The organism is uncultured Roseobacter sp. (genome assembly GCF_947499265.1).
In the GTDB taxonomy this organism is placed as follows: domain Bacteria; phylum Pseudomonadota; class Alphaproteobacteria; order Rhodobacterales; family Rhodobacteraceae; genus Roseobacter.
On sequence record NZ_CANMNK010000003.1, the window covers coordinates 116,731 to 140,156 of the forward strand.

General features: G+C 59.6%; 21 protein-coding genes. 10 read left to right on the forward strand and 11 right to left on the reverse strand.

Features of this window, described 5'->3' with window-relative positions:
- Positions 1-71: 71 nt before the first annotated feature.
- Positions 72-1,475 (forward strand): diguanylate cyclase, encoded by a 1,404-nt coding sequence (locus Q1A63_RS08710; RefSeq protein WP_298971298.1) that lies wholly within the window; start codon positions 72-74, stop codon positions 1,473-1,475.
- A gap of 15 nt (positions 1,476-1,490) precedes the next feature.
- Here Q1A63_RS08710 and Q1A63_RS08715 read toward each other — a convergent pair whose 3' ends face one another.
- From Q1A63_RS08715 to Q1A63_RS08730, 4 genes are all read right to left on the reverse strand, one after another.
- Positions 1,491-1,997, reverse strand: coding sequence for a periplasmic heavy metal sensor (locus Q1A63_RS08715; protein WP_298971296.1), 507 nt, complete (start codon positions 1,995-1,997; stop codon positions 1,491-1,493).
- 3 nt (positions 1,998-2,000) lie between these two features.
- Positions 2,001-2,369 (reverse strand): hypothetical protein, encoded by a 369-nt coding sequence (locus Q1A63_RS08720; protein WP_298971293.1) that lies wholly within the window; start codon positions 2,367-2,369, stop codon positions 2,001-2,003.
- Entirely contained in the window at positions 2,356-2,946 is a 591-nt protein-coding gene (locus Q1A63_RS08725) for an RNA polymerase sigma factor (protein WP_298971290.1), read from the reverse strand. The genes Q1A63_RS08720 and Q1A63_RS08725 overlap by 14 nt, the downstream gene beginning before the upstream one ends.
- Before the next feature lie 68 nt (positions 2,947-3,014).
- Positions 3,015-3,470, reverse strand: a complete 456-nt coding sequence (locus Q1A63_RS08730; protein ID WP_298971287.1) for a calcium-binding protein — start codon at positions 3,468-3,470, stop codon at positions 3,015-3,017.
- 284 nt (positions 3,471-3,754) lie between these two features.
- On the opposite strand from Q1A63_RS08730, the gene Q1A63_RS08735 reads away from it, so the two are divergent.
- Both Q1A63_RS08735 and Q1A63_RS08740 read left to right on the forward strand, forming a co-directional pair.
- Positions 3,755-4,096 (forward strand): DUF983 domain-containing protein, encoded by a 342-nt coding sequence (locus Q1A63_RS08735; RefSeq protein ID WP_298971616.1) that lies wholly within the window; start codon positions 3,755-3,757, stop codon positions 4,094-4,096.
- A gap of 40 nt (positions 4,097-4,136) precedes the next feature.
- Positions 4,137-4,829 (forward strand): NUDIX hydrolase, encoded by a 693-nt coding sequence (locus tag Q1A63_RS08740; RefSeq protein WP_298971283.1) that lies wholly within the window; start codon positions 4,137-4,139, stop codon positions 4,827-4,829.
- Between the two features lie 54 nt (positions 4,830-4,883).
- Here the strand turns inward: Q1A63_RS08740 and Q1A63_RS08745 are convergent, their stop codons facing one another.
- The 4 genes from Q1A63_RS08745 to Q1A63_RS08760 form a co-directional block, all read right to left on the reverse strand.
- Positions 4,884-5,801 (reverse strand): DMT family transporter, encoded by a 918-nt coding sequence (locus Q1A63_RS08745; protein ID WP_298971281.1) that lies wholly within the window; start codon positions 5,799-5,801, stop codon positions 4,884-4,886.
- Between the two features lie 164 nt (positions 5,802-5,965).
- A complete protein-coding gene (locus Q1A63_RS08750; protein WP_298971280.1) occupies positions 5,966-7,438 on the reverse strand; it encodes a carnitine 3-dehydrogenase in 1,473 nt (490 codons plus the stop codon).
- The gene (locus tag Q1A63_RS08755; protein WP_299631248.1) at positions 7,435-7,920 is read right to left on the reverse strand and encodes a lipocalin family protein; all 486 of its coding nucleotides are present in this window, start codon (positions 7,918-7,920) and stop codon (positions 7,435-7,437) included. Before Q1A63_RS08755 ends, Q1A63_RS08750 begins: the two co-directional genes overlap by 4 nt.
- Before the next feature lie 80 nt (positions 7,921-8,000).
- Entirely contained in the window at positions 8,001-8,915 is a 915-nt protein-coding gene (locus Q1A63_RS08760; protein WP_298971277.1) for a 3-keto-5-aminohexanoate cleavage protein, read from the reverse strand.
- A gap of 79 nt (positions 8,916-8,994) precedes the next feature.
- Here Q1A63_RS08760 and Q1A63_RS08765 point away from each other — a divergent pair, with 79 nt between their 5' ends.
- On the forward strand, positions 8,995-9,993 hold the full coding sequence (locus Q1A63_RS08765; protein ID WP_298971275.1) for a GlxA family transcriptional regulator: 999 nt from the start codon (positions 8,995-8,997) through the stop codon (positions 9,991-9,993).
- On the opposite strand, the gene Q1A63_RS08770 is transcribed toward Q1A63_RS08765, so the two are convergent.
- Positions 9,944-10,987: an aldo/keto reductase gene (locus Q1A63_RS08770; protein ID WP_298971272.1), complete on the reverse strand. Its 1,044-nt coding sequence runs from the start codon at positions 10,985-10,987 to the stop codon at positions 9,944-9,946. The genes Q1A63_RS08765 and Q1A63_RS08770 overlap by 50 nt on opposite strands.
- 288 nt (positions 10,988-11,275) lie before the next feature.
- Here Q1A63_RS08770 and Q1A63_RS08775 point away from each other — a divergent pair, with 288 nt between their 5' ends.
- From Q1A63_RS08775 to metG, 3 genes are all read left to right on the forward strand, one after another.
- Positions 11,276-11,872, forward strand: coding sequence for a YceI family protein (locus tag Q1A63_RS08775; protein WP_299631251.1), 597 nt, complete (start codon positions 11,276-11,278; stop codon positions 11,870-11,872).
- Positions 11,873-11,937: 65 nt separating this feature from the next.
- On the forward strand, positions 11,938-13,167 hold the full coding sequence (locus Q1A63_RS08780; protein WP_298971614.1) for an MFS transporter: 1,230 nt from the start codon (positions 11,938-11,940) through the stop codon (positions 13,165-13,167).
- Positions 13,168-13,260: 93 nt separating this feature from the next.
- Positions 13,261-14,982 carry a methionine--tRNA ligase gene (metG, locus tag Q1A63_RS08785; protein WP_298971267.1) on the forward strand — a complete coding sequence of 574 codons (1,722 nt, stop codon included), beginning with the start codon at positions 13,261-13,263 and terminating at the stop codon, positions 14,980-14,982.
- A gap of 67 nt (positions 14,983-15,049) precedes the next feature.
- On the opposite strand, the gene Q1A63_RS08790 is transcribed toward metG, so the two are convergent.
- Positions 15,050-17,638, reverse strand: coding sequence for a methyl-accepting chemotaxis protein (locus Q1A63_RS08790; RefSeq protein ID WP_299631254.1), 2,589 nt, complete (start codon positions 17,636-17,638; stop codon positions 15,050-15,052).
- Positions 17,639-18,094: 456 nt separating this feature from the next.
- Here Q1A63_RS08790 and Q1A63_RS08795 point away from each other — a divergent pair, with 456 nt between their 5' ends.
- On the forward strand, positions 18,095-20,014 hold the full coding sequence (locus tag Q1A63_RS08795) for a serine hydrolase domain-containing protein (protein ID WP_299631256.1): 1,920 nt from the start codon (positions 18,095-18,097) through the stop codon (positions 20,012-20,014).
- Positions 20,015-20,023: 9 nt separating this feature from the next.
- On the opposite strand, the gene Q1A63_RS08800 is transcribed toward Q1A63_RS08795, so the two are convergent.
- Complete coding sequence (locus Q1A63_RS08800; RefSeq protein ID WP_298971263.1) at positions 20,024-20,785, reverse strand: alpha/beta hydrolase; 762 nt, start codon at positions 20,783-20,785, stop codon at positions 20,024-20,026.
- 214 nt (positions 20,786-20,999) lie between these two features.
- Between Q1A63_RS08800 and Q1A63_RS08805 the strand changes: the two genes are divergently transcribed.
- Together Q1A63_RS08805 and Q1A63_RS08810 are read left to right on the forward strand one after the other, a co-directional pair.
- Positions 21,000-22,220, forward strand: a complete 1,221-nt coding sequence (locus Q1A63_RS08805; RefSeq protein WP_298971261.1) for a helix-turn-helix domain-containing protein — start codon at positions 21,000-21,002, stop codon at positions 22,218-22,220.
- Between the two features lie 261 nt (positions 22,221-22,481).
- On the forward strand, positions 22,482-23,327 hold the full coding sequence (locus tag Q1A63_RS08810; protein WP_299631259.1) for a penicillin-binding transpeptidase domain-containing protein: 846 nt from the start codon (positions 22,482-22,484) through the stop codon (positions 23,325-23,327).
- The last annotated feature ends 99 nt before the right edge of the window (positions 23,328-23,426 follow it).

A 23,426-nucleotide genomic window follows, 5' to 3' on the forward strand; every position in this document is an offset into this window, starting at 1 on the left:
AAACCCTTTGTTAACCAAATTCAGCGCAATGTCGATCAGCGGTTCATCACCCCAGAAAGGACGCAAAAAGCGTGCAGGGCAAAATACTGATAGTGGATGCGATCTCGACAAATCGCATCGTCCTCAAGGTCAAACTCGCCTCTGCGTTCTACGAGGTGGTTCAGGCCGCGACCGCCGATGAGGCCTGTGTTGCCGCCCTCAGACATGACCCCGACCTGATCATTTCCGCGATGGCCTTGCCGGACTGTGACGCTGCTGAGCTGTGTCGTCGTTTGAAACGCAGCCCGCAAACCCGCGCCATTCCGATGATGGTGGTGGGATGTCGACCGAACGCAGACACAAGGCTCAAAGCGCTCGAAGCGGGCGTGCAGGATGTCATGCTGAAACCCATTGATGACACGCTTTTGCTGGCGCGGGTGCGCAGCCTGATCCGCGCGCATAACACGGCGGCAGAATGGCAAATGCGCGATGACACCTCCCGCGCCCTGGGGTTCGCGGAAGAAACCATGGATTTCGGGCCTGCCGGGCGCGCGGTGCTCGTCGGCGCCGATGCGCATGTCTCGCACAACTGGATCAACGTATTGCGCCAGCAATTGCGCACGAACCTCAATTATGCCGCTCCTGAAACCGCCCTGCGGGACTTGTCGCCGGACAAAGTCCCGGATGTCTTCATCCTGACCCTGGCTGAAAACGACACGTCCAACAGCGATGTGTTGCGCCTGCTGGCGGCGATCCGGGCAACAGCCATCACCCGGCACGCAGGGATTCTCGTGATGCAATCCCGCCCCGACCCAGGGCTGGGCGCCTATGCGCTCGATCTTGGCGCCGACGACCTGATGACCGATGGGTTTGAGCCTGCGGAACTGACATTGCGGGTCAAGGCCATGATGCGCCGCAAACGCATTGCCGATCAGCTGCGCGCCACCGTGCGCACTGGCCTGAAGGCCGCCGTGTCGGACCCGCTCACCGGATTGCACAACCGGCGCTATGCGATGCCGCATCTGGCGCGGGTGGCGGAGCATTCCGCCGCAACCGGGCGCAGCTTTGCGGTGATGGTGGCGGATCTGGACCATTTCAAACGGATCAACGACGTTTACGGCCATGCCTCGGGCGATGCGGTTCTGGTGGAAACGGCCCGGCGGCTGCGCGACAACCTGCGCGGCGTTGACCTGATCGCGCGGATCGGGGGGGAAGAATTCCTCATCGTCATGCCGGCGACCCCACTTACCGAAGCCCGTGCCGCGGCAAGCCGCTTGTGTCGCAAGATCGGCGGGCGCGGGTTCAAGGTTCCGGGATGCAACGAACTCATCAAGGTGACGGTTTCAATTGGTGTCACCATCGGCGGGCTGCGCACCAACCAGCAGCGGCCGGAACAACAGGATGCAAATGTGCTGCTCGATGCGGCTGACAAGGCGCTCTACGCCGCCAAAATGCAGGGCCGCAATCAGGTGAACCTCAACCGTCCCGCGGCCTGATCTCCTCGCCGATTTCTATTTTTTGGCGGGCTTTTTATGGGGTGGGCCACGGCGCAAGACCTCTTCGACCTCATTGGCATAAGCGCTCCGTTCCGCATCGCTCATCTGCGAGATCACCTCCAGCCATGCGGATTGTGCGGACTTTTGGACGCGGATCGCCGCATCGGCCTGACCGCTCATGGCAACAGACAATTTCTCCGCATCAAAAGGCGTAGAGCGCAAGGCGGTCAGAACTTCGGAGTAGAGCGCGCGGCGGGCGGCACGATCAGGCACCCCACCCTCGCGATCCGCCCGCACCGCGCGGATCACATCGCGCCGCTCCGGCTTGGGCAGCGCGATCATATAGGGCAACCCATAGGCGCCAAACCCGGCAGAGCGCACACCGCGCATGCCATCCCCGCCATGCCGAAACGCCGTGCCCGCGACCAATCCTGCCACCGCAAGATTGAGCGCCAGCGACACGCCCAGAAGCACTTTGTAGCGGCGGGCCAGCCTGGGTTTGGGATCCATCTCGTCAGCCATCTTCTATTCCCCGTTCAAATCCCAGCCAAAACTGGTCAGTTCCGCCGTTGTCGTCGTAAAATCCGCGGTCTCGTACCCCAGGAGCAAGACCCCCGCGTCCGGCAAAGCTGCCGGAGGGTTCAGACCGATCCAGACGCCCGCACAGGTGGCGGCAACCAGCCCGCCCATGCCCTGCCAGCCCCCCAAAAGATCCGTCCATCGCACCCAGAGGCCTGGCTTTTCCCGCATCACACCCATCTGCGCGGGCTGCAATGCTGCCGCATCCGCCAACACCCGTGCCGTCAAACCGTCGGGGACATCCGGCACAGGATCACGCGCCGCCTTCAACAGCGCATCAACCTCGACAGTTTCCTCGTTGTCATGCTGTTTCATCATCATACCCCAATTCTGCGCGCCGCCCGGCCAGCAGGGCCGCCAGCGCACGTTTGCCCCGCGCGGTCAGACTTTCGACGGCACGCGGCGATATTTCCATCACGTCGGCAATCTCCGGATTTGGCAACCCTTCGATATGCCGCAAGACAACCGCCTGTCGTTGGCGCTCAGGCAATTGATCCAATGCCTGCTGCAACGCATCGCCGCGGGCGCGGTCCTGCAGCCGTTGTGCGGCGCTTGGCGCCGGGTCTTCGGGCTCGGCAATCTCATCAAGGCCCACCCCGCGCCTTTTCCGCAGGCGATCCGTGCAGAGATTTGCGGTCACCCGGTAAAGCCATGTGGTGACCTGCGCCTCTCCCTGTCGCCAATCCGGCGCGATGCGCCACAGACGCACCATCGCGTCCTGCGCCACATCCTCCGCTTCGGATGCATCACCCAACATGTGTCGGGCCTGCCGGAATACCCGCGGCAAAAGGCGCGCCGTCAACGCCTGCGCCGCATGGCGGTCGCCATTGGCGTAGAGCACCAGAAGCGCGTCGTCGGGCAGCGTCGTGAGGGCGTCTGACGGCATTTCCATCCTGAGCATCGATAGGGTGCCACGGCGCAGCAATCAAGGCGCGCCGTGGCGGGAAGGCGGGAACAGGGTTATTTCGACCCTTTGCGGCCATCGCGATGCTCTCTCATCTTGGCCACGGCGGCATCGAATTCCGCCCGTGTTATGGCCCCATCCCCATCCGCATCCGCACGGTTGAACCGACGATCTGCGCGCCCGGGCTTCTCAATTTCTTCGGCGGAGAGCTTGCCATCCTCATTTGCGTCGAGGCGCTCCAACATCTGGCTGGCGCTGGTTTTGGCCCGTTCTGAAGCCGCAGCCTCCAATTCCTCAAGGCTCAGGAAACCGTCGCTATCTGTATCAGCGCTCGCAATCCGCGCAGCGCCACGTGCCTGCATTTCCTCCAGCGTGATCTGGCCATCGCCGTTGGTGTCCAGTGTCTCAAAGTCGATCGGCGCACCACCTCGGTCGCCTCTGGCAAAGGCAGTGCCCCCTGCAAGAGCAATGGCAGTCCCCGCGATCAGCCCGATAAACACAGTATTCTTCATCATTCTACTCCTCAAAAGTATGTCCATCCTAGAGGCCCTGTTTTCGGGCCGGACATCTCTTCAACGCGGCACCCGCACAGTTCCGTCGCAAATAATTTTGTGCAATATTTCGCGACATCCCGCCGCAGCGACACCACCACACCTTTTAATTGCCGTATGAAAGGCGCAAGTAGGCACCCAGATAAAGGATGCGCTCCATGACCGATGCGACCCACGACAGCGGATTGACCCATGCCCCGGCAACAAGTGTGGATGACGTGCAAGAGCGCGACACCAAGCGCTCCATGCTGCGGGGCTGGCGGCGGAAATGTCCGCATTGCGGCAATGGTCCGTTGTTGAAATCCTATCTGAAAGTGAATGATACCTGTTCGGTTTGCCGCGAAGAGCTGTTCCACCACCGCGCCGATGACGGCCCGGCCTATCTGACGATTCTGTTTGTCGGTCACCTGATGGCGCCGCTTTTGCACGTTGCTTTTGTCACCTGGCGACCTGAACCGCTGACCTTGTTCACGATTTTTGCAGTTGGCTGCGTTGGATTGTCCCTCTACCTTTTACCACGACTGAAAGGGGCCATCGTGGGCTATCAGTGGGCGCGCCGTATGGGTGGGTTTGGCCAGACGGCCTGAGCCATAGTTGCGCGGCCCGCATGAACAAAGGGGCTGCGGCATGACAGACAAGAGCGCCATTCGTAATGCAGCAACATTGATTGTCCTGCGCGACCGGCACAGCGATCCGCGCATTCTGATGGGTCAGCGCGGTGCCAAGGCCGCCTTCATGCCCAACAAGTTCGTTTTTCCCGGCGGCGCCGTCGATGCCGCCGACGCAGATGTTCCCCTGGCTGCTGCCCTCAGCGAGCCCTGCATCAGTCGCCTTGCGGAGGACGCTCAAGATGGGCTGGCCCATGCGCTTGGCGTTGCGGCGATTCGGGAGCTCTGGGAAGAGACCGGGCTGATTTTGGGGAAACCCGGGGATTGGACCACGACAGTACCGGCGGATTGGCAAGGTTTTGCAGCAACAGGGCATGTGCCCATCGCCTCCGGCTTGCAGTTCGTGTTCCGGGCGCTGACGCCGCCCGGCCGTCCCAGACGCTTTGATGCGCGTTTTTTTCTGGCGGATGCCGATGATCTGGCGGGAGATCCGGATGATTTTTCCGCCGCCTCCGATGAGTTGTCCCACCTGCAATGGGTCGCGCTGCGCGAGGCGCGGTCTTTTGACATGCCTTTCATCACCGAAGTGGTTCTGGCCGAAATTGAAGCGCGGGTTTGCGACCGGAACCCGCCCAAAAGCGTGCCGTTCTTCAAGAATAATGACGAAGAAAGCCTGTTTTTGCGCCTGCGCGGGCATCCAATGCCATCGTGACCGGGTAATTTGCCCCCGGCCCGACCGCGTTCACGCCCGAGGCAGCCCCCCCGGTCAGATCAGCAGGACGAGGGCCAGAATTGAGATGCACAGGACCAAAACACCCGCCAACTCGCGCAGGCTCGGCTTTTCGCGAAAAAACAGCACAGAGGCGATCAGGCTGAGGACCAACTCCACCTGCCCCACAGCTTTGACATAGGCTGCCGTCTGTAAAGTGAAGGCAAGAAACCACCCGTATGAGCCACCCATCGACAGCATTCCAATCCAGCCCGCCACACGGCGCGCGCGCCACACGGCCCCAATCTGCGCCCGGTCGCGCCAGATCAGCCAGAGCCCCATGCCCATGAACTGCGATGCGGTCACTGCGGCAAGTGTCACGCCGGCGCGCAGCAAGGGATCCTCCGCCGCGATCTGCAGCGACGCCCCCCGGTAGCACACCGCCGACACCGCAAAGAGGACGCCGGAGGCAAGGCCCAGACCCACGCCGGGGTTCCACATCTCCTGCCAGCCCCACCCCTTCACGTCGGGGGGTGTCGACAGCAGCAAAACACCGATGAGACCCAGGGCGATGGCCCCGAATGCGGGGAGGCTGACGCCCTCTCCCAACAGGATAAGGCCGATGACGACGGATAGGATCACTTCCGTTTTCATCAGCGTGACGCCAACGATGAAGTTGCGCGATTTGAACAAGGTGACAACGGAGATGGTCGCGATGACCTGTGCCAGACCGCCGCTCAGACCGTAGGCCCAGAAGGTGGTGCTCAAGGTTGGCAGATGCTGCCCTGTCTCGCGGATGTAGAGGGCCACCAGCAGCGCGATCAGAGGCGCGGAATAGAAAAACCGCGCGAATGTGGCCCCCGCAGGCGAGAGCGTCGCCGTGGCTAGGACCTTTTGCAGCATAAAGCGCAGGGTTTGAAATGTCGCGGCGGCAAAGGTGACGACAACCCAGAAATCAAAAACAGGAAAATCCATGGGCCCCTCTTGCCGCAAATGGCGGGCAGTCACCAGAGGCCGCGGTCGGACGTGGGCGGCGCGATCATCAACGACGCTCGTTTGTCCGGAGACAGGATGCGCGGCATTTCAGGCGGAAAGACAGTGCTGGTGGCGCGGGCTACTCCGTCCCTGTGCAAAACGGCCTAGCGCGGCGCGGCAACGCTGCGGCCTGCCCCTTCCGGGCGCGGCTGATCCGCCTGGGCTTCGACAAAGCGGCGCAAAGCGGCATCAATGTCAGGGCTCGCATCCGCGGGTCGCCGGGTTTCAAGGCGGACATGCAACAGGAAATGCTCGCCCGTGGCCAGCAATCGATCCCCCTCAAACATCTCATGCCAGAGGTGCATCTTTTTGCCGCCACCGCCCAGCACGCGGGTCCGTATCTCGATGATCGCGCCCGCATGTACCTCATCGATATGCCGAATGTGGGTTTCTGCGGTGAAATAGCTGCCGCCCGAGGCGATGTATTCAGCGTCACAGCCGATCAGCTCCATGAAACGGTCCGTGGCATCGCCGAAGGCTTGCAGGTATTTTGCCTCATTCATATGGCCGTTGTAATCGGTCCAGTCGAGCGGCACGGCTCGGCGGATCGTCAACACCGGGGCCGCCGGATCAGCCACATCTGCAGCCCGTTGACCAAGCTCCGAACCTGCGCGGAGCCGCGCTTCCTGCCCTGCCAGCAAGGCACCCGCACCCCAATTCTGCACTTTGAGCGCGCGCATCATCGCCACCAGATTATTGTCGCGGATACGTTCCAGATCACGGATGGTGTGATGCCCGGATTGCGCATCCGACTGCCCCGCGATCAGGTCCACCAACTCCTCGGTGAACTCCGGCACATCCATCAGTTTGGTCCAGGGCCATTTCAACGCAGGGCCAAATTGCGCCATGAAATGCTTCATCCCGGCCTCGCCCCCCGCCACACGGTAGGTCTCGAACAACCCCATCTGCCCCCAGCGGATGCCAAAGCCATAGCGGATCGCGTCGTCGATTTCCTCGGTTGTGGCGATCCCGTCCTTGACCAGCCAGAGCGCCTCACGCCACACCGCTTCGAGAAACCGATCCGCCACATGCGCGTCGATTTCCTTTTTCAGGTGCAGCGGATGCATGCCAATGTCGGTCAGCGCCTGTTTCGCCGCCGCAACAAGCCCTTGGTCATTTTCCTTGGTCGTGACCACCTCGACCAGCGGCAGCAAGTAAACCGGGTTGAAGGGGTGACAGACCATGATCTGACCCGTGCGCAAGGCACCTTGTTGCAATTCGGACGGTTTGAAGCCCGAGGTGGAGGATCCGATCACCGCATCCGGCGCGCAAGCCTGTTGAATCTCGGCAAAGGTTTCGTGCTTGATCTCCAGCCGCTCGGGCACGCTCTCTTGTATCCACGCCGCACCCTCCACCGCCTCCGCGATGCTGGTATGAAAAGTCAAAACGCCTTCGGCGGGCAAAGCCACATCCAGAAGTCCGGGCAAGGACCGGCGCGCGTTGCCCAGCACAGCGCTTATTTTGCGCTGCGCCTCCGGGTCTGGATCAAAGATCCGAACATGCCACCCATTGAGCAAAAAGCGCGCGGCCCAACCGCCACCGATCACGCCGCCGCCAATGATTGCCGCTATCTTCATCCCTCAATCCCTTGCAAATCGGTGACGTCGTAGCCGTTGAACGCCATGATCTCGCGAGCCGCAGTCAGGCGGTCCGCCCGTAGATCCGGTGTCCGGTTGATGATCCATCCCATCTCCCCCGATGGCGTGCCAATCACAGCCGTCTGCGCATCCTCATCCATCCACATCACCCAAAGTGCCCGCGCGGGGATGTCCAGATCAGAGCTCTGCAATTGCAGCGCACCGCGTGGATCGATCGCAACAGGCGCATCATAGGCTGCCCCCCCACCGCCGCAAAACACAGCGAAACGCGCCGGCGTTGTTGCTGTATCCGCTTGCCAGCGCTGATCCGCACACCCGGGCAGAAAGACCGTAGGATAGGCTTCGATGACATGCCACGTGCCGGCGAACGCCCGCGGCGAAAACCGCGTTGTGGCCGATATCTGCACTTCGGGGTCGCGAAACCCGGGATCAGCTGTGGGAGCACAGGCCGCGAGCCACAAACCCGCAGCGCATAAAGCCCAAAGGCAGACGCTGCGACGCGCGTAAACATGCCATATCAGAGAAAGGCCACTTGCCCGCATCATGGTGTCGGCGCGCGTTTGACCAGCCCCAGCTTCTCGCGCACAGCGGCGGGGCCCATTACCCGCGCACCCATCGTCTCGATAAGGGTGCCCGCGCGTTCCACCAACTGCCAGTTTTCCGCCAGCACGCCTTTGTCCAACCACAGATTATCCTCCAAACCGACCCTGACATGCCCGCCCGCCAGCACGGCCGCCGCCACATAAGCCATCTGATTGCGACCAAGCGAAAAGGCGGAGAAGGTCCAGTCAGGCGGCACGTTATTGACCATCGCCATGAAGGTGTTGAGGTCATTCGGCGCGCCCCAGGGCACCCCCATGCAGAGTTGGACCAACGCCGGGGCCTCCAGCACACCGTCCGCCACGAGTTGTTTGGCATACCAAAGATGGCCCGTGTCGAAAGCCTCGATTTCGGGTTTCACGCCCAGGTCGGTCATCATCCGGCCCATCGTGGTCAACATACCGGGCGTATTGGTCATGACGTAATCGGCTTCGGCAAAATTCATCGTGCCGCAATCCAGCGTGCAAATCTCCGGCAGACACTCCGCCACATGCGCCACCCGTGCGCTGGCCCCGATCATATCCGTGCCTTCGGCGACAAGCGGCAGCGGGTTTTCGGTGTCGCCAAAAATCATATCACCGCCCATGCCCGCGGTGAGATTCAGCACCACATCGACATCCGCATCGCGAATACGGTCCGTGACCTCACGATAGTATTCAAGCTTGCGGCTGGGCGCACCGGTCTCTGGATCACGCACATGGCAATGCACAATCGCGGCCCCGGCCTTGGCCGCCGCAATAGCGCTATCTGCGATTTCTTTCGGCGACCGCGGCACATGTGGGCTGCGATCCTGCGTGCCGCCGGATCCTGTTACCGCGCAGGTGATGAAAACCTCATTGGACATGGTTAGCGGCATGATCGGTCTCTCCCTTGTGATTGGCGCCACGATGCCGCAAAAGAAACCATAGGACTTGCCGTAATACGAAGCATAGTTGATGAAATCCGCAGAAAAATTGCACACTATCTTTCTGGTTCTGGATGAGGCGAATACGCTGTCCTTCGCGGCCGCCGTCGATCCCCTGCGCGCGGCCAACCGGCAAGCGGGCCGGGACCTCTTCGACTGGCAATTCGCCACCCCGGAAAATCGCGATGTCTCGTTGACCAGCGGCCTGATCATTCCAGCTGCACCGCTGCATGATGTCACAACCTGTGATGTTCTGATTGTCGTCGCAGGATTCAATCTGCATGCGCAATCGACACCCAGGCTACGATCAAGTTTGCGGCGGCTTGCGGCGCGTGCGGCGCGGGTGGCCGGGATCGATGGCGGGCCCTGGATCATGGCGCAGGCCGGGGTGCTGGACGGTCACCGGGCCACCACCCACTGGGAAGATCTTGACGCCTTTGCGCAACGCTTTGCCGCGGTCACATGTGTCGATGCGCGGTTCGTCGACAGCGGCTCCCGGCTGACCAGTGGCGGGGCGGCCCCGGCGCTTGAAATGATGCTGCACCTGATCGCGCAGCATCACGGGGCGGCCTTGGCCGAACGTGTTGCCAGCAGTTTCATCTACGATGCAGTACCAACACCTGCCCGACCGCAAGGCCGTCAGCGACCGCGCGTGCACAACGCCCCTCTCACCGCACGGGCGCAGGATGTGATGCAGGCCAACCTTGAAGATCCGATCCCGATCAAGGTCATCGCGCGCCGTCTCGGCGTCAGCCTGCGGGCGTTGCAGTTGCAGTTTCAGGCGAGCCTGCGCACCACACCCCAGGCCTATTACCTGGGGCTCCGGCTCGGCGAAGCCGACAGGTTGGTCACCCAAACCGCCCTGCCCCTGCAGGATGTGGCGCTGATCACCGGTTTCGCTTCGCAATCAAGCTTTGCAAGAGCCTACCGGCAGCGTTTTGGTGTGTCTGCCCGTCAGCGCCGGTCAGATCTTGCCACGTTCAATAGGGCATCGGATGCTGACGGTGGGCGGCGTCAATATCGGCGATGACCGCATCATCCAACTCAAGGTCAATCGCGCCAAGGCAGACTTCCAACTGCTCCATGGTCGTCGACCCAAAGATAATGGACCCCATGAAGGGACGCGTTTTGCACCACGCCAGCGCCATCTGGGTCGGATCGAGGCCGTGCTCCCGGGCGATCTCCAGATAGGCGTCCACAGCCGTGAACGCGCGGTCGGTCTTGCGCCCGCCCAAATCAGCGCTGAGGGACATGCGCGATTTGGCAGGCACAGCCCCGTTTTGATATTTACCGGTCAGAAGCCCCGCAGCCAAAGGTGAAAACGCAAGCAGCGGCACCTCTTCATGCAGGCTCATTTCCGCCAGATCGGTATCATAAAGCCGACAGAGCAGCGAATATTCATTCTGGATCGAGGCAACGCGCGGCCCGCCCACCCGGTCTGCGACTTCCAGCCATTTGGTGGTCCCCCACGCACTTTCGTTGCTCAGACCGAAGGCGCGGATGGTGCCGCGCTTGACCTCATCCTGCAGCGCCCCCAAGGCATCTTCCATGTGGTTTTGGGTGTCGAGCATCAACTGCCCGGAGGGATCATAAGCCCAGTTCTTGCGAAACATGTAGCTGCCACGATTTGGCCAGTGAAACTGATAAAGATCGATGTAATCGGTCTTGAGGCGCCGCAACGATCCCTCGACGGCCTCCGCGATGGTGTCGGAGGAAATCGGCGCGCCGTCACGCACCGCGGCCATACCTTCCCCGGAGTGCTTGGTGGCCAGCACCACATCGCCCCGGCGCATGTCGCGTTCAAACCAAAGGCCTATGATCCGCTCGGTGCGACCGATGGTTTCTGCGCTGACCGGGTTCACGGGATACATTTCCGCCGTATCGATAAAGTTGATCCCTGCGTCAAGCGCGCGGTCAATCTGGTCATGCGCCTCTTCTGCGGTGTTCTGTGTGCCCCATGTCATCGAGCCCAGACAGAACTCCGATACGTCGATATTTGTGCGCCCGAGCCGGTTCATCTTCATTGCGGAATTTCCCTTGTCTTTCGGGATGCACAGTAACTTTCCCGATCATCTCCGCAAGCCACTTTAAGGCGCAAAGAGATGGTGTGAGAAAACAGGGGCATAGCACCCAGATGGCATTTTATAACTTTGCGCCCTTTCATGTTCACCCAACGCGCCGCTTGAGCCGCTGCTCTAAAAGCAGGCATCGCCCGGCAATGATGCGCTCGCCGGAAATCAAAGCTGCGTGACGTGATTGGCAAGCCAGCTCAAGATCCTATCTAAAGAGGGACCCAAAGAAAGCGCACCGCCATGTCCCTGCCGATCTCACGCCGCATGCTTCTTGCCGCCGGACTGGCCAGTTGGGCCACAAAGGGGTTGGCCGCCGCCCGACCCTACGATCTGGTTGCGGAGCGGTCGCGCGTGTCCTTCATCTTCAGCTTCAACGGCGCGGCGCAAACCGGCACCGTGCCTGTGCGCACCGCAGATATTCGCGTGGATCCGGACAATCTGGCGGCCTCCAGCGCCGACGTCACCACGGATATTCGACAGGCCAAGGCTGGCCTTCTGTTTGTCAAACAGGCCTTGCTCAGCCCCTCGGTTCTGGATGCCGAAAACCACCCCATCGTGCGCTATACCACAACCCGGATCATCCTGGGCGCGCGGGGCCGTATTTCCGAAGGTGCGCAGGTCGACGGCGCCCTCACCCTGCGCGGTGTGACACGCGCCTTGCGTTTGAACGCGGAGCTCACCCGCCCGGCGGGCACCGCCGCGAATGATCTGTCTGTGTTGAACATCCGGCTCACCGGCGCGTTGAGCCGCTCGGAATTTGGTGCCGCCGGTTTTCCGAAACTCGCAGCCGACCGGGTTGATCTGGACATCCTCGCAGAAATTCGCGCGCGCGGCTGAAAACGACGCGCTTTGTCGAATAACCGATAGGTCCGAGGTTTCAATAGTCTATGGCTGGGCGGATCATGCGCCTGCTCATTTCCTTCGCCGCCCTGTTTTTATCCGTGATGCTGTTGCAGCTCTCTTCCGGCGGCGTCGGCCCCCTCGACGTTCTGTCCGGGCTGAAACTGGATTTCACCAAACAAGAGATCGGCCTGTTGGGTTCGGCGCATTTCCTGGGGTTTTTCATTGGCTGCTGGTGGGCGCCACGGCTGATGGGCAGCGTTGGACATTCGCGCGCTTTTGCCGCCTTCACCGCTGCCGGCGCCATCGGCCTGATGAGCCATATGCTGGTGGTCGACCCCTACGCTTGGGCGCTGATGCGGGTTGCTTCGGGCATGTGCGTCGCGGGCTGCTATACCGTCATCGAGGCCTGGCTTCAGGCCAAGGTCACAAATGCATCGCGCGGGCGCACCATGGGCGTTTACCGGATTGTCGACATGACCGGTTCAATGGCGGCACAGATGATGATCAGCTTTCTGGAGCCTGCGCATTTCATCTCCTACAACCTGCTCGCCATCATCTGCTGCGCAGCACTCTTTCCACTAACTTTGACAACCGTGCGGCAACCCGAAACGCCCGCCTCGCCCCGCCTGCGCCCCAGTCTTGCCCGCGACCGGTCCCCCCTTGCGGCGGCTGCCGTGCTCGTGGCGGCCTTGTCCAGCGCGTCTTTTCGGATGGTCGGACCGGTCTATGGCACCGAGGTTGGATTGACCAATGAGCAAATCGCCTATTTCCTCACGGCATTCGTCTTTGGCGGTGCGCTGGCGCAATACCCAGTGGGCTGGATCGCGGATAAATACGACCGTCGATGGGTGCTGATCTGGCTTTCGATTGCAGCCATTGCCAGTTCGGCGTTGACGATCTTTGCGGCAGGGCTCGGCACCCTTGGCATCATGCTCACCGCCGGGCTTTTTGGTCTGACCACCTTTCCGATCTATTCCGTTGCCGCCGCCCATGCCCATGATTTTGCCAGCGACGACGAACGTGTCGAGCTTTCCGCCGCGTTGATGTTCTACTTTGCCCTTGGGGCCATCGCCGCCCCTTATGCGGCTTCGCTCCTGATCGACAGCTTCGGGCCCAAAGCGCTCTTTGTGATGATGGCGGTGGGCCATATGCTGCTGGTGATCTTTGGCCTGAGCCGCATGCGCATCCGCCCGTCCCCCGTGGATCGAACCCGCTATACCTATGCGCCACGGACGTCATTTATCATCGGACGGCTTACCGGGCGCAGTCGCGCGCGCACTGACGAGTGACCAGAACGCGATCCTCCCGAGAATTCACCGTGGCCCTTGCAGCAAAGCTGCGGTAGATGAAGGCCAAATACCTGGAATACGAGAGGCACAGCCATGGCGCGCCACCTGATCACGTCGGCCATTCCCTATATCAACGGGATCAAACACCTTGGTAATCTGATTGGCAGCCAGCTGCCAGCGGATCTGTTTGCGCGCTACATGCGCGCGCGCGGTCATGAGGTCTTGTTTCTCTGTGCGACGGACGAACATGGCACACCAGCGGAATTGGCCGCGGCCAAGGCGGGTAAACAGGTCGCGGAATACTGCGCCGAGATGCATGCGGTTCAGGCGGAAATTGCACGTGGATTCAGGTTGTCTTTTGATCACTTTGGTCGGTCTTCAAGCCCACAAAACCACGCGCTGACCCAGCATTTTGCGGGGCGTCTGGACGATGCCGGTCTGATCAATGAGATCAGCGAGAAACAGGTCTATTCCCACGCTGACGGGCGATTTTTGCCGGATCGTTACATCGAAGGCACCTGCCCAAATTGCGGCTATGACAAAGCCCGGGGGGATCAGTGCGAAAACTGCACAAAACAGCTGGACCCGACCGATCTGATTGATCCGCGCTCTGCTGTCTCCGGATCGACCGATCTGGAAGTGCGCGAAACCAAGCACCTTTATCTGCGTCAATCAGAGCTCAAGGACCAGTTGGATGCCTGGATCGATTCCAAATCGGATTGGCCGGTGCTCACCACCTCGATTGCCAAAAAATGGCTGCATGACGGCGATGGCCTGCGCGATCGCGGCATCACCCGTGATCTCGATTGGGGTATTCCGGTCCGCAAAGGCACCGAAGACTGGCCAGGGATGGAAGGTAAGGTTTTCTACGTCTGGTTCGACGCACCCATCGAATACATTGCTTGCGCCGGGGAATGGGCCGCGGCGAACGGGCTGAGCGACGCGGATTGGCAAAGGTGGTGGCGTACCGACATGGGCGCGTCTGACGTGCGCTACACCCAATTCATGGGCAAAGATAATGTGCCGTTCCATACCCTCAGCTTCCCCGCCACCCTCATCGGCTCTGGCGAGCCGTGGAAGATGGTCGATCATTTGAAATCTTTCAACTATCTCAACTATGACGGCGGACAGTTCTCTACCTCACAGGGGCGTGGGATTTTCATGGATCAGGCGCTTGAGTTGCTGCCCGCAGATTACTGGCGCTGGTGGCTGCTCAGCCATGCGCCTGAAAGTAGCGATGCTGAATTCACGTGGGAGAATTTCCAATCCTCCGTGAACAAGGATCTTGCGGATGTCCTTGGCAATTTCATCAGCCGCATCACCAAGTTCTGCCGCTCGAAGTTTGGTGAGGTCGTGCCGGGCGGTGGTGCATATGGACCGGAGGAAACTGCAGTCATCGCTGATGTTGCCGAACGATGCGCGCGCTATGGGGCGTTGATGGAGGCCATGGAGGTCAGAAAATCAGCACAAGAACTGCGCGCCATCTGGGTCAGCGGCAACGAGTATCTGCAAAGCGTCGCACCCTGGACGACGTTCAAGAGCGACCCGGACAAGGCCGCGATGCAAACCCGTCTCGGACTGAATTTGGCGCATCTCTACGCTGTCCTTTCAGCGCCATTTCTGCCGGATGCAAGTGCGGCGATCCTGAAGAGCCTGCAGGTGGATGAAGCGGTTTGGCCTGAAGACATGAACGAATTTTTGTCCCAGCTGAAACCCGATCAAGCCTTTGTCGTGCCGGAGGTGCTCTTCGCAAAAGTAACCGATGAGGACCGCGAAGCTTGGCAAGCGCGCTTCTCCGGCGTGCGACAAAGCTAGCGCATCTTGACCGAGGAGCACGGAGCAACGACCGGATGCGGCTGTATCCGAACCTATTTAGCTGCGCTCAGAACTCTTCCCAACCCGCATCCAGGTCGACATCCTCGTCAATGTCCAGCGCTAAATTGCCGTGTGTAACAGCTGGCCTCGCCACTGTCGGTTTATCAGACCTCGGTGTGACCTCTGGAGACGTTTTCGATCTTGCAACGGTTTCCAAATCCAAAGTGAAACGCGCAACTGCCGATGCGAGCGCATCAGCTTCAGCTGTCAACGCATGGCTTGCGGCTGTAGTCTCTTCAAACATGGCCGCGTTTTGTTGCGTCACGTGATCCAACTCGTTCACGGCAGTATTGATTTCATTCAGGCCTGCGGACTGCTCTCGCGCTGAGGCCGCGATGGTCGAGACGCGTTTTGATATCTCCGAAACAGAGGTCACAATCGATGCAAGCGCAGTTCCGGTTTTATCCACCAGATCAACACCTTGTCCGACTTGTTCTCCCGAACTCGAAATCAAAGCGTTGATCTCGCGTGCCGCGTCCGAGGACCGTTGCGCCAGCGCCCGAACCTCCGTGGCCACCACCGCAAAACCACGGCCAGCCTCGCCGGCCCGCGCAGCTTCGACACCCGCATTCAATGCCAGGAGGTTGGTCTGGAAGGCGATATCGTCAATCACAGTAGTGATTTTTGAGATTTCCTCCGACGAGGTCTTGATCCCATCCATCGCCTGCACAGCTTGCCGGGCAATCTCCCCCCCCTTTTCAGCATTGGCCTGCGCATCTGCAGACATCGACGAGGCCTCATCCGCACCTTCGGCGGCTGAGCGCACGGAACTCGTCAATTCATCCAGCGCCGCGGCAGTTTCCTCAAGCGTCGCGGCCTGTTTTTCTGTGCGTCGGGACAGATCATCCGCCGCTGTCGTAATTTCACCGGTTTCGTTCCGAATTGACTCCGAGTTGTGCATCACCGCACTAACCGCTTCCTTCAAGGAACGCACAGCCTCATTGAAATCGTTGCGCAGTTTCTCGTACTCAGCAGGAAATACTGTGGTTATGTCGCGTGTCAGATCGCCTTCGGCAAGGGCCTTCAATCCCACGCCCAATGCTTCAACCACGCCTTTTTGTTTTTCCACTGTCTCCGCTCGTTCCTGCTCGACCTGAATGAGCGCTCGCGCCGCCTCGGTGACATCTGTGCCCAGGAAAATCGCCCGATCAATTGTGTCGTCCGGCGCCGGAACCGATGTAAAGTTACCCTCTAGAATCAGTGTTTTTTCAGAGGTTGTATCCAAAACCTCAAATCGTCCAAAAACCGGCTCGCCTTTAAGAACGCGGGTTTGCAGATCCGAGGCTGGTTCCGCACCATCTGCCATGCCCTGGAATAGTTCGGCAAAACTCCTGGACAGAATTTCCTGCTCGTCGGCATTCAGTGCCTCAAGCAAGTTGGAGTTGGTGCCGATCACCTGCCCGCGTTTGTCAAATTCTACACGAATTTGGCTATCATCGATGGATTTGAGGACCGCTGCGTTCCTGGCCGCTTCACTTTGATCTGCCCATTCGATGACTGCACCGATCATATCACCTGCGTCACTTAAGGCCGCATTGATATTGATCTCAATGAGAGCACTTCCGATCTTAACGGAATGCGATACCGGCAATGCATCGATCCCCTTTTCCCGAATGTCTTTCGTTTGCGCGCTTAACTCCCGAAAATTGGCCAAATCAGCGCCTAAAAACGCCCCGCCTGACACCTCGGACCACATTTCAGCCAAGTCTTCCGACAAACCGTTCAGCATGGTGTCACACGCCGGGTTCATGAATATCACCGACAGTTTTTCATCGACCATCATCATCGGCGCGGTCGAACCTACAAACGCAGCACTTTTGAAGGCGCTCTCGCGCTCAGCACTTTTTGCAAAGGCCAGTGCTTCGCGGAAAGTATCCAGCCGCCGCGCCATTTGCCCAACTTCATCCCCCCGTTTTGTATAGGGAATTTCCGCCTTATAGTCCTGTTTGGCAACGCCACTCATCGCCTGGGTCAACCTGACCAAAGGCCGCGACATCTGGCTGCGCAAAAAGAAACCAGCCAGCATCACAGCCACGACCATAACGCCCAGGCCTGCCGTCAGCGCCTTATTTTGCAAGACGCTCAAACGTTCCAGCTGGCTTGCCGAACTCCAACTTGTCACCACGATCCCGGAGACCGCACCCTCATCCCCGAAAACAGAGGGCTGGGCACTCATGAGACCGTTCTCAGACAGGATCGGCTGCCCCTGCTCCAGCGCCATTTGCGCCAGTTGCTGTGCTGCGTCTAGATCAAAGCTTTCGCTCCCGGTGCTGTAAACGGTCACACCATTGGCATTCATCACGAAGGCCCCAATCGCATCGGGTTTTGCGGCATCGATAACGCCGACCACGACGTCCTCAATTGCTTTTTCATTTCCAAACTTGATGGCACCGCCCATTTGCATTGCCAGCAACCCCGTCACTTCCGATGCACGCGTGCTTAGAGCCTCATACGACAGTTCAGACTTCATCTGTCTGTTCACCATCGCAACAGCTGCCACCACGGCCACAATGCAAATGACCACCATGAGGGAGCACTTCACAAATAGGCTGTTGAGTGGATTGGATTCGTTTCCCGTGCGTTTCAAAAGCGACATTGAGCAGGCCCATCATGAAGTGACTGAATTGGCGCACCCGCCCCAACACTGCGAACAGGTGATTTTCAACTGCTCTAATTACGGGTGACTCCTTTCGGAGCGCTTAACGGGCACCCTCAAAGGCAGGCTCTCCAGGTCAATCAGCACAGGAAAATTTGGGGAAAATCCCATCAGTCTTTTATTGAAAATCGAAATGATCGGTCATGAGGGTCAGTCGCAAAAATTCAAGGGGCGCATGCAGGTTGTGCAGATGACGTTTTGAGGATCTCCGCCAGCCCGTCATCTCTCCCTATTGGCTCAGAAGACAGAGACATGGGGCTGGGACCAAACAGCCTCTCGATATATCACACTATTGTCCGCGCCGATACGACCGAACGACCCATGGGCTTTGACCCTGTAGTTGGATTGAGGTCGGATTGACCGGCCTTGACCAGATGACATCGCTTGGAGCTGTCGATGAACCACTCCCTTTCCGAAACACCCTATTCGGCACTGCAACATGGGTTGACCCTCGCGCGTCTCTTCCTGCGCGCTGCGCTCATTTGCGTCGCCTCGCTGGGCGCCAGCACGGCACACCCGCAAGAGACCTGGCGTGCAGAGCTCGGAGGCTTCGTCGATGGGTTGGTGACGACCGGTCTTGATCAGGATGCCGTTGCCGGTGCGGTGGTGGTTATCGTCTCAAGCGAAGAGGTGGTTCTGTCGCGCGGCTACAGGCTGTCCGATGCAAGAACCGGGCGTCTCATGACCCCTGAGCAGGACGTTATCCCGCTGGCATCTATCACAAAAGTCTTCACAGCCCTGGCTATTCTCCAGCTTGTGGATACAGGGCGTATCGCGCTTGACGACCCCATCACACGATACCTTCCGGGGTTGGAGTTAAACCAGCGTTTTGGTGACATCACCATCGTCCACCTGCTGAGCCATGCTGCCGGATTGGAAGAGCGCTATTCCGGCTATTTCGCCGCGCATTCCGAGCGTGATGCCCTGTCGCGTATCGCGCAAATCTCGGCAATCCTTCCACGGCAAATCCGACCGGCCGAGGAGGCGATAACCTATTCCAATGCCAGTTATGTTTTGCTGGGAGAGATCGTGGCCCAGGTCTCGGGCCAATCCTTCGAAGACTATGTCGCCACGTCCATTTTGCGCCCGGTGGGAATTGACGCCCCCCATTTCATGCATGAGCCGTCTGGCACCAAGACGCCCAGCCCTTTTCATGTCTGGGACGCCGGGCGCTACCTGGCCATCGATCCTTCGCCTTTTCCAGCAATCCACGCCCCGTCCGGCGGACTTGCTCTGACCGCCGAGGACATGGGCCGCATCATGCAAATGTTGCTCAAGCAGGGCGCGGTTGACGACGCAACGGTTCTTTCCCCTGACACCATAGCGGATTTGCAACGGCCAGTTTGGCCGAACCGGGCAGCGTTTGCGGGGCGCACCCTTGGATATTGGACCGATACCTGGGCTGGACATACCGTCTATTATCACGGTGGCACGCATTTCGGATTTCACACCAACATGGTGCTGATCCCTACACTGGATCTGGCATTTTTTATCGCGGCGAATGGCCCCAGTGGCAGCGCGTTGATGGGCCTGCCGCGCCGGGCTTTGCGCGAGGTAATTGCGCCACAAACAAGACAGCCGTCGGCGCGGGTGGCGTGTGACGCAGATTGCCTGCATGTTTATACGGGACGTTTTATCACCACCCGACGAAACGAGACCGGTCTGGACCGATTGCGGGTTCGCAACGCCCACAAAATCGAAATCCGACCCACTGATGAGGGGATGCTTCTCGTCTCCGGGCTTGGGTATTCCCGACTGTTCCAGGCGACGGGCGAGGGTCAATTTGAGACACCAGAAGGCGATATGCGCCTCGGTTTTCGCCGTGACACCTCGGGCCGCCTGACGGGTGCACATATCAACGGCGGTATTTTCAGTTTCGACCGGTTGGCGTTCTGGCAGAGCGCAATCTCATTGCATTCGGGCCTGGCAGCGGCTCTGACCGGCTCTCTTCTATGCCTCGCGTGCGCTGTTGCCGCGCGGCGGTCAAAGCGCCGTGCGATGGGTATGTCGCTTTGGCTGGGTCTCGTGTGGCTTGGGGGTGTCATCGGCAGCGTGGCGATCTTGAACTCGGTCCTGAATGGGCGAGATCTACCGTCTCAGGCAACAGCGGGGATGGGTCTCTGGACCCTGACAGGCCTCTACGCGGCTGCCGCGATAACATCGACTTGGGCCGGAATCTGGCTCGCCAGGCCGATGGGGGCCTCGAGTTGGGTCCGGGGCGACCGTCTTCTCGTTCTGGTCGCGCTTCCGTTATTTGCTTGGGCGTTGCTCGCAGCCTGGATGTGGAACCTGCCAACCGCAGCCTTGAGGTGGTGATTGCCTCGATCAATTCGGCAGGGATCGGCACAGAAAACCATCAATACTGCGCTTCAACTGCACAGGGTTGTCAGTATGCAACATATGCCCGCCGGGCAGTTTTACCAGCCTCGCCCCGCGGATACGCTCCGCCATGAGGGCGGTACCATGATGGGTGGCGGTATTTTGCTTTCCAACGATCAAGAGCGTTGGGACGTCAATCTGAGATAGGCGTGGTCGCCCGTCATAACAGGCAGCAGCTTCCAGGGCGGCGGCGATGCGAACGCGGTCCATGCGCGCCATCTGCCGCCGCAGCTCGGTGCAGGTTTCGCGACTTTGACCAAGGCCGGACAGCCACGCCAGCCATGAGATCGGGATCGACTGGAACAGCCCCGAGGCAAGGCTTGCCGAAACCCGCCCGGAAAGGCGATCCCGCACGGTCGGAACGGTTTCGATCAAGACGAGCGCCATGACCCGATCCTGCAATCGCGCGGCCAGTTCCAGCGCGACCATACCACCAAGCGAATGCCCGATTAACACGGCGTCCTGCGGCACGAGATGGGACAGCGCGTCGGCATAGGTTTCAACGCGTGGCGGCTTGACCAATTTCGCGCGCCCATGCCCAGGCAGATCCGGTGTGACCGCGCGCGCAACTCCCGCTGTGATGGGCCCCCAAGTGTCGCCCGCCAGTCCCGCGCCATGCAACCAAACCGTATCCAATCGCGCCAGCGCCGACACCGGAGCACCTGCCGGATCTTGAGTGTCACAAACGCCCGAACTGTTGGATGGCATGATGGAATAGTCCCCTTGTCTGTTTCGGTTCTGCGGCCAGCGCCCCTAGCCCAAAAGATTGCATTCATCAGCCCAAATGTCGTCCGAATGACCGAGGTAAATGTCCGATCCGAACGGCGCGGACACAAATGCACCAGGCGATTGTTGAGATGGGGCTGGCTTCGCGATAGGCATTGATGCGAGTTCACCACGGTGGTGCAGGTTGGACCAGTCAATGATTTTTGACCCTGATAGGCTTTTGGTTGCGACGGTCACGGCCACCTTTGCCGTCGCTGTCCTTGCGTGCATGATAAGCTGGTCGCAGAGATGGAGCGCGCCCTCTCGAACGACGCTGGCGCTGTTTTTCGCGGCTTTTGCGCTCAGCGAGCTCGACACCTTGGCGGTGGCGCTGACCCATGAAATGCCACAGGTCATCCGGGATGGGGTCGAGCTCAAAAGCTTCATCGCCAATTTCTGCATAATGCCGCTGTTTCTGTTTTATGTGCGAGAGCTGACCGATTTCAGCGGACACCCTGGCAACGGCAAAGCACTTGCTTTGCATTTTGCCTTGCCCGGTGTGGTTCTTATTTTTTCTTTTGTAACCATGGCCCTGCCTGCGGCGACGCGCGACATCTGGTATTCCGACACCATGGCTGAGGCTTCTCTGCCCGGTCTGCGTCTTCTGCACTATGGCTTCACCCTCCTGACGGTCGCGCTTGTACTGCAATGGGCGGTTTATGTCATCTGGGTCGCACGAACCCAGGCAGGCCATATCGCGCGTCTAAAGCAGCATTTTGCCAGCACCGAAGGAATGGAATTGCGCTGGGTCGCAGTTCTTGCTTTTGCGATGGGCTCCTACATCCTGCAAACCATTGCCGGAGAGACCCTGATCTTATTGGGCAAGCAGGATCCTGTCGGTCCGCTGTTTGACAGCTTCCTGGTTCTGATCGTCGTTGCTGCGGTGGCCCTCTGGGGGCTGCGCCCGTCCCCTGAGCTGGATCACGCCACGAAAGCTTTGGATGAGGCGGCAGAACACCATGCGACAAAATATCAAAGAAGCGCCCTTGATATCGATCAATCGCACCGGATCGCCCAAAAGCTGTTGCGCGCGATGCAGGAGGATCACCTCTATCGAGACCCAAATCTGACACTCAGTGCGCTGTCGGCGCACGTGGGGGTGTCGCTGAACTATGTCTCTCAGACCCTCAACCAAAACCTGGGCCAATCGTTCTTCGAATTTGTAAACAGCTGGCGGGTCAAGGAAGCCATCCCGCTTGTTGAAGCGGGGGAGACAACCGTCCTGGCCATTGCCTATGAGGTAGGCTTTAACTCACGCTCGTCATTCTATTCGGCGTTCAAGCGCGTGACGGATATGACGCCGACCGCCTATAAGAATGCGAAATCAAAACCGCCTCTATTTGATGCAGAAAGATTGATTTCCAGCGACCAGAAATGACAGGTACAACCAAAGAAATCGCGATCCGACCTGACGCCGAAGCCAACCGGCCAAAGGTGCGCGCCATCCACGACGCGGCCCCGCGGGACGAGTTGTCGCTTAGTGCCCGGATGGTGGCGTTCCGGATCACCGAGCAGTGCGAAAGAAAGTCAACCGGCAACGCGTCGCTTGCGACCAGCGGCCTCGTTCTGAGAAAAAGCGGCGCGTATTTGCAAAAAGCAGGCCTGGATCCCAGCGGGTCCACATCACAGGAAACATCTCATGCCTCAATCAATGATCGCAAATATCGTCGCAAGGGTCGGTCTCTTTGTTCTTCTGTTCTGGCCGTTTCCAGGCGCAGCGGTCGCCGACACGATGTTGGACCGCGAACAGTTCACCGGTGACATCGGTGAAAGACAGTCGAGCTTCCTCGCGCTCGATCTTACCTCCGGTGCACGGTGCGTTCTTGCAGGAAGCGACCTTGAGACCCGCCATGCGCCCTGGTCCACCTTCAAGATCCCCAATACCTTGATCGCGCTGGAAACCGGTGTCGCGGAAAGCATCGAATCCTGGCGCGACTGGGACCCGAAGCTACGTCCTGCGGCGCATTATTGGCCGGACGCCTGGCGACAGGGTCAAACGCTGCAATCCGCGTTTCGGCGGTCGGCGGCATGGTATTTCCAAGATATTGCTGTCGAGGTCGGAGCGCCGCGCTATCGCGATTTGCTGTCGGATTGGGGGTACGGCAACGCTGATGTGCCGACTGGCTCGGACACGTTCTGGCTTGGTGGGCCGCTGGCCCTTTCCGTCACCGAACATGTTCACTTTTTGGAGCGTCTCCTGACCGGCGCCCTTGGCGTCGACGATGTCCATCTTGAAGCCCTGACCCGGGTGGCAGCGGCGGGAAACCTCGGCGCGCTCAAGCTTTGTGGAAAAACGGGGTCCGGTCCCGTGCAGGCCGGTCAGTTTTCAGGCTCGTTTGAGGGATGGTATGCCGGATGGCTTGGGCAGGATGGCAAGGTTGCCGTTGTCTTCGCGCATCATGCGCAGGGCGCGCATTTCTCGTCCATTCGATCTTTCCGACAGGATTTCGCTGAGGTTCTCCTTAAAGCTTGTGGCTACAGGTAGACCTCGGCTGTTCCGGTTCTCCTGATTGAAAGTCCATCTATTCCGGCACGCATGGGAAACCGATTTGGTATCTTGAGACCTGACTTTTGATTGCCTATT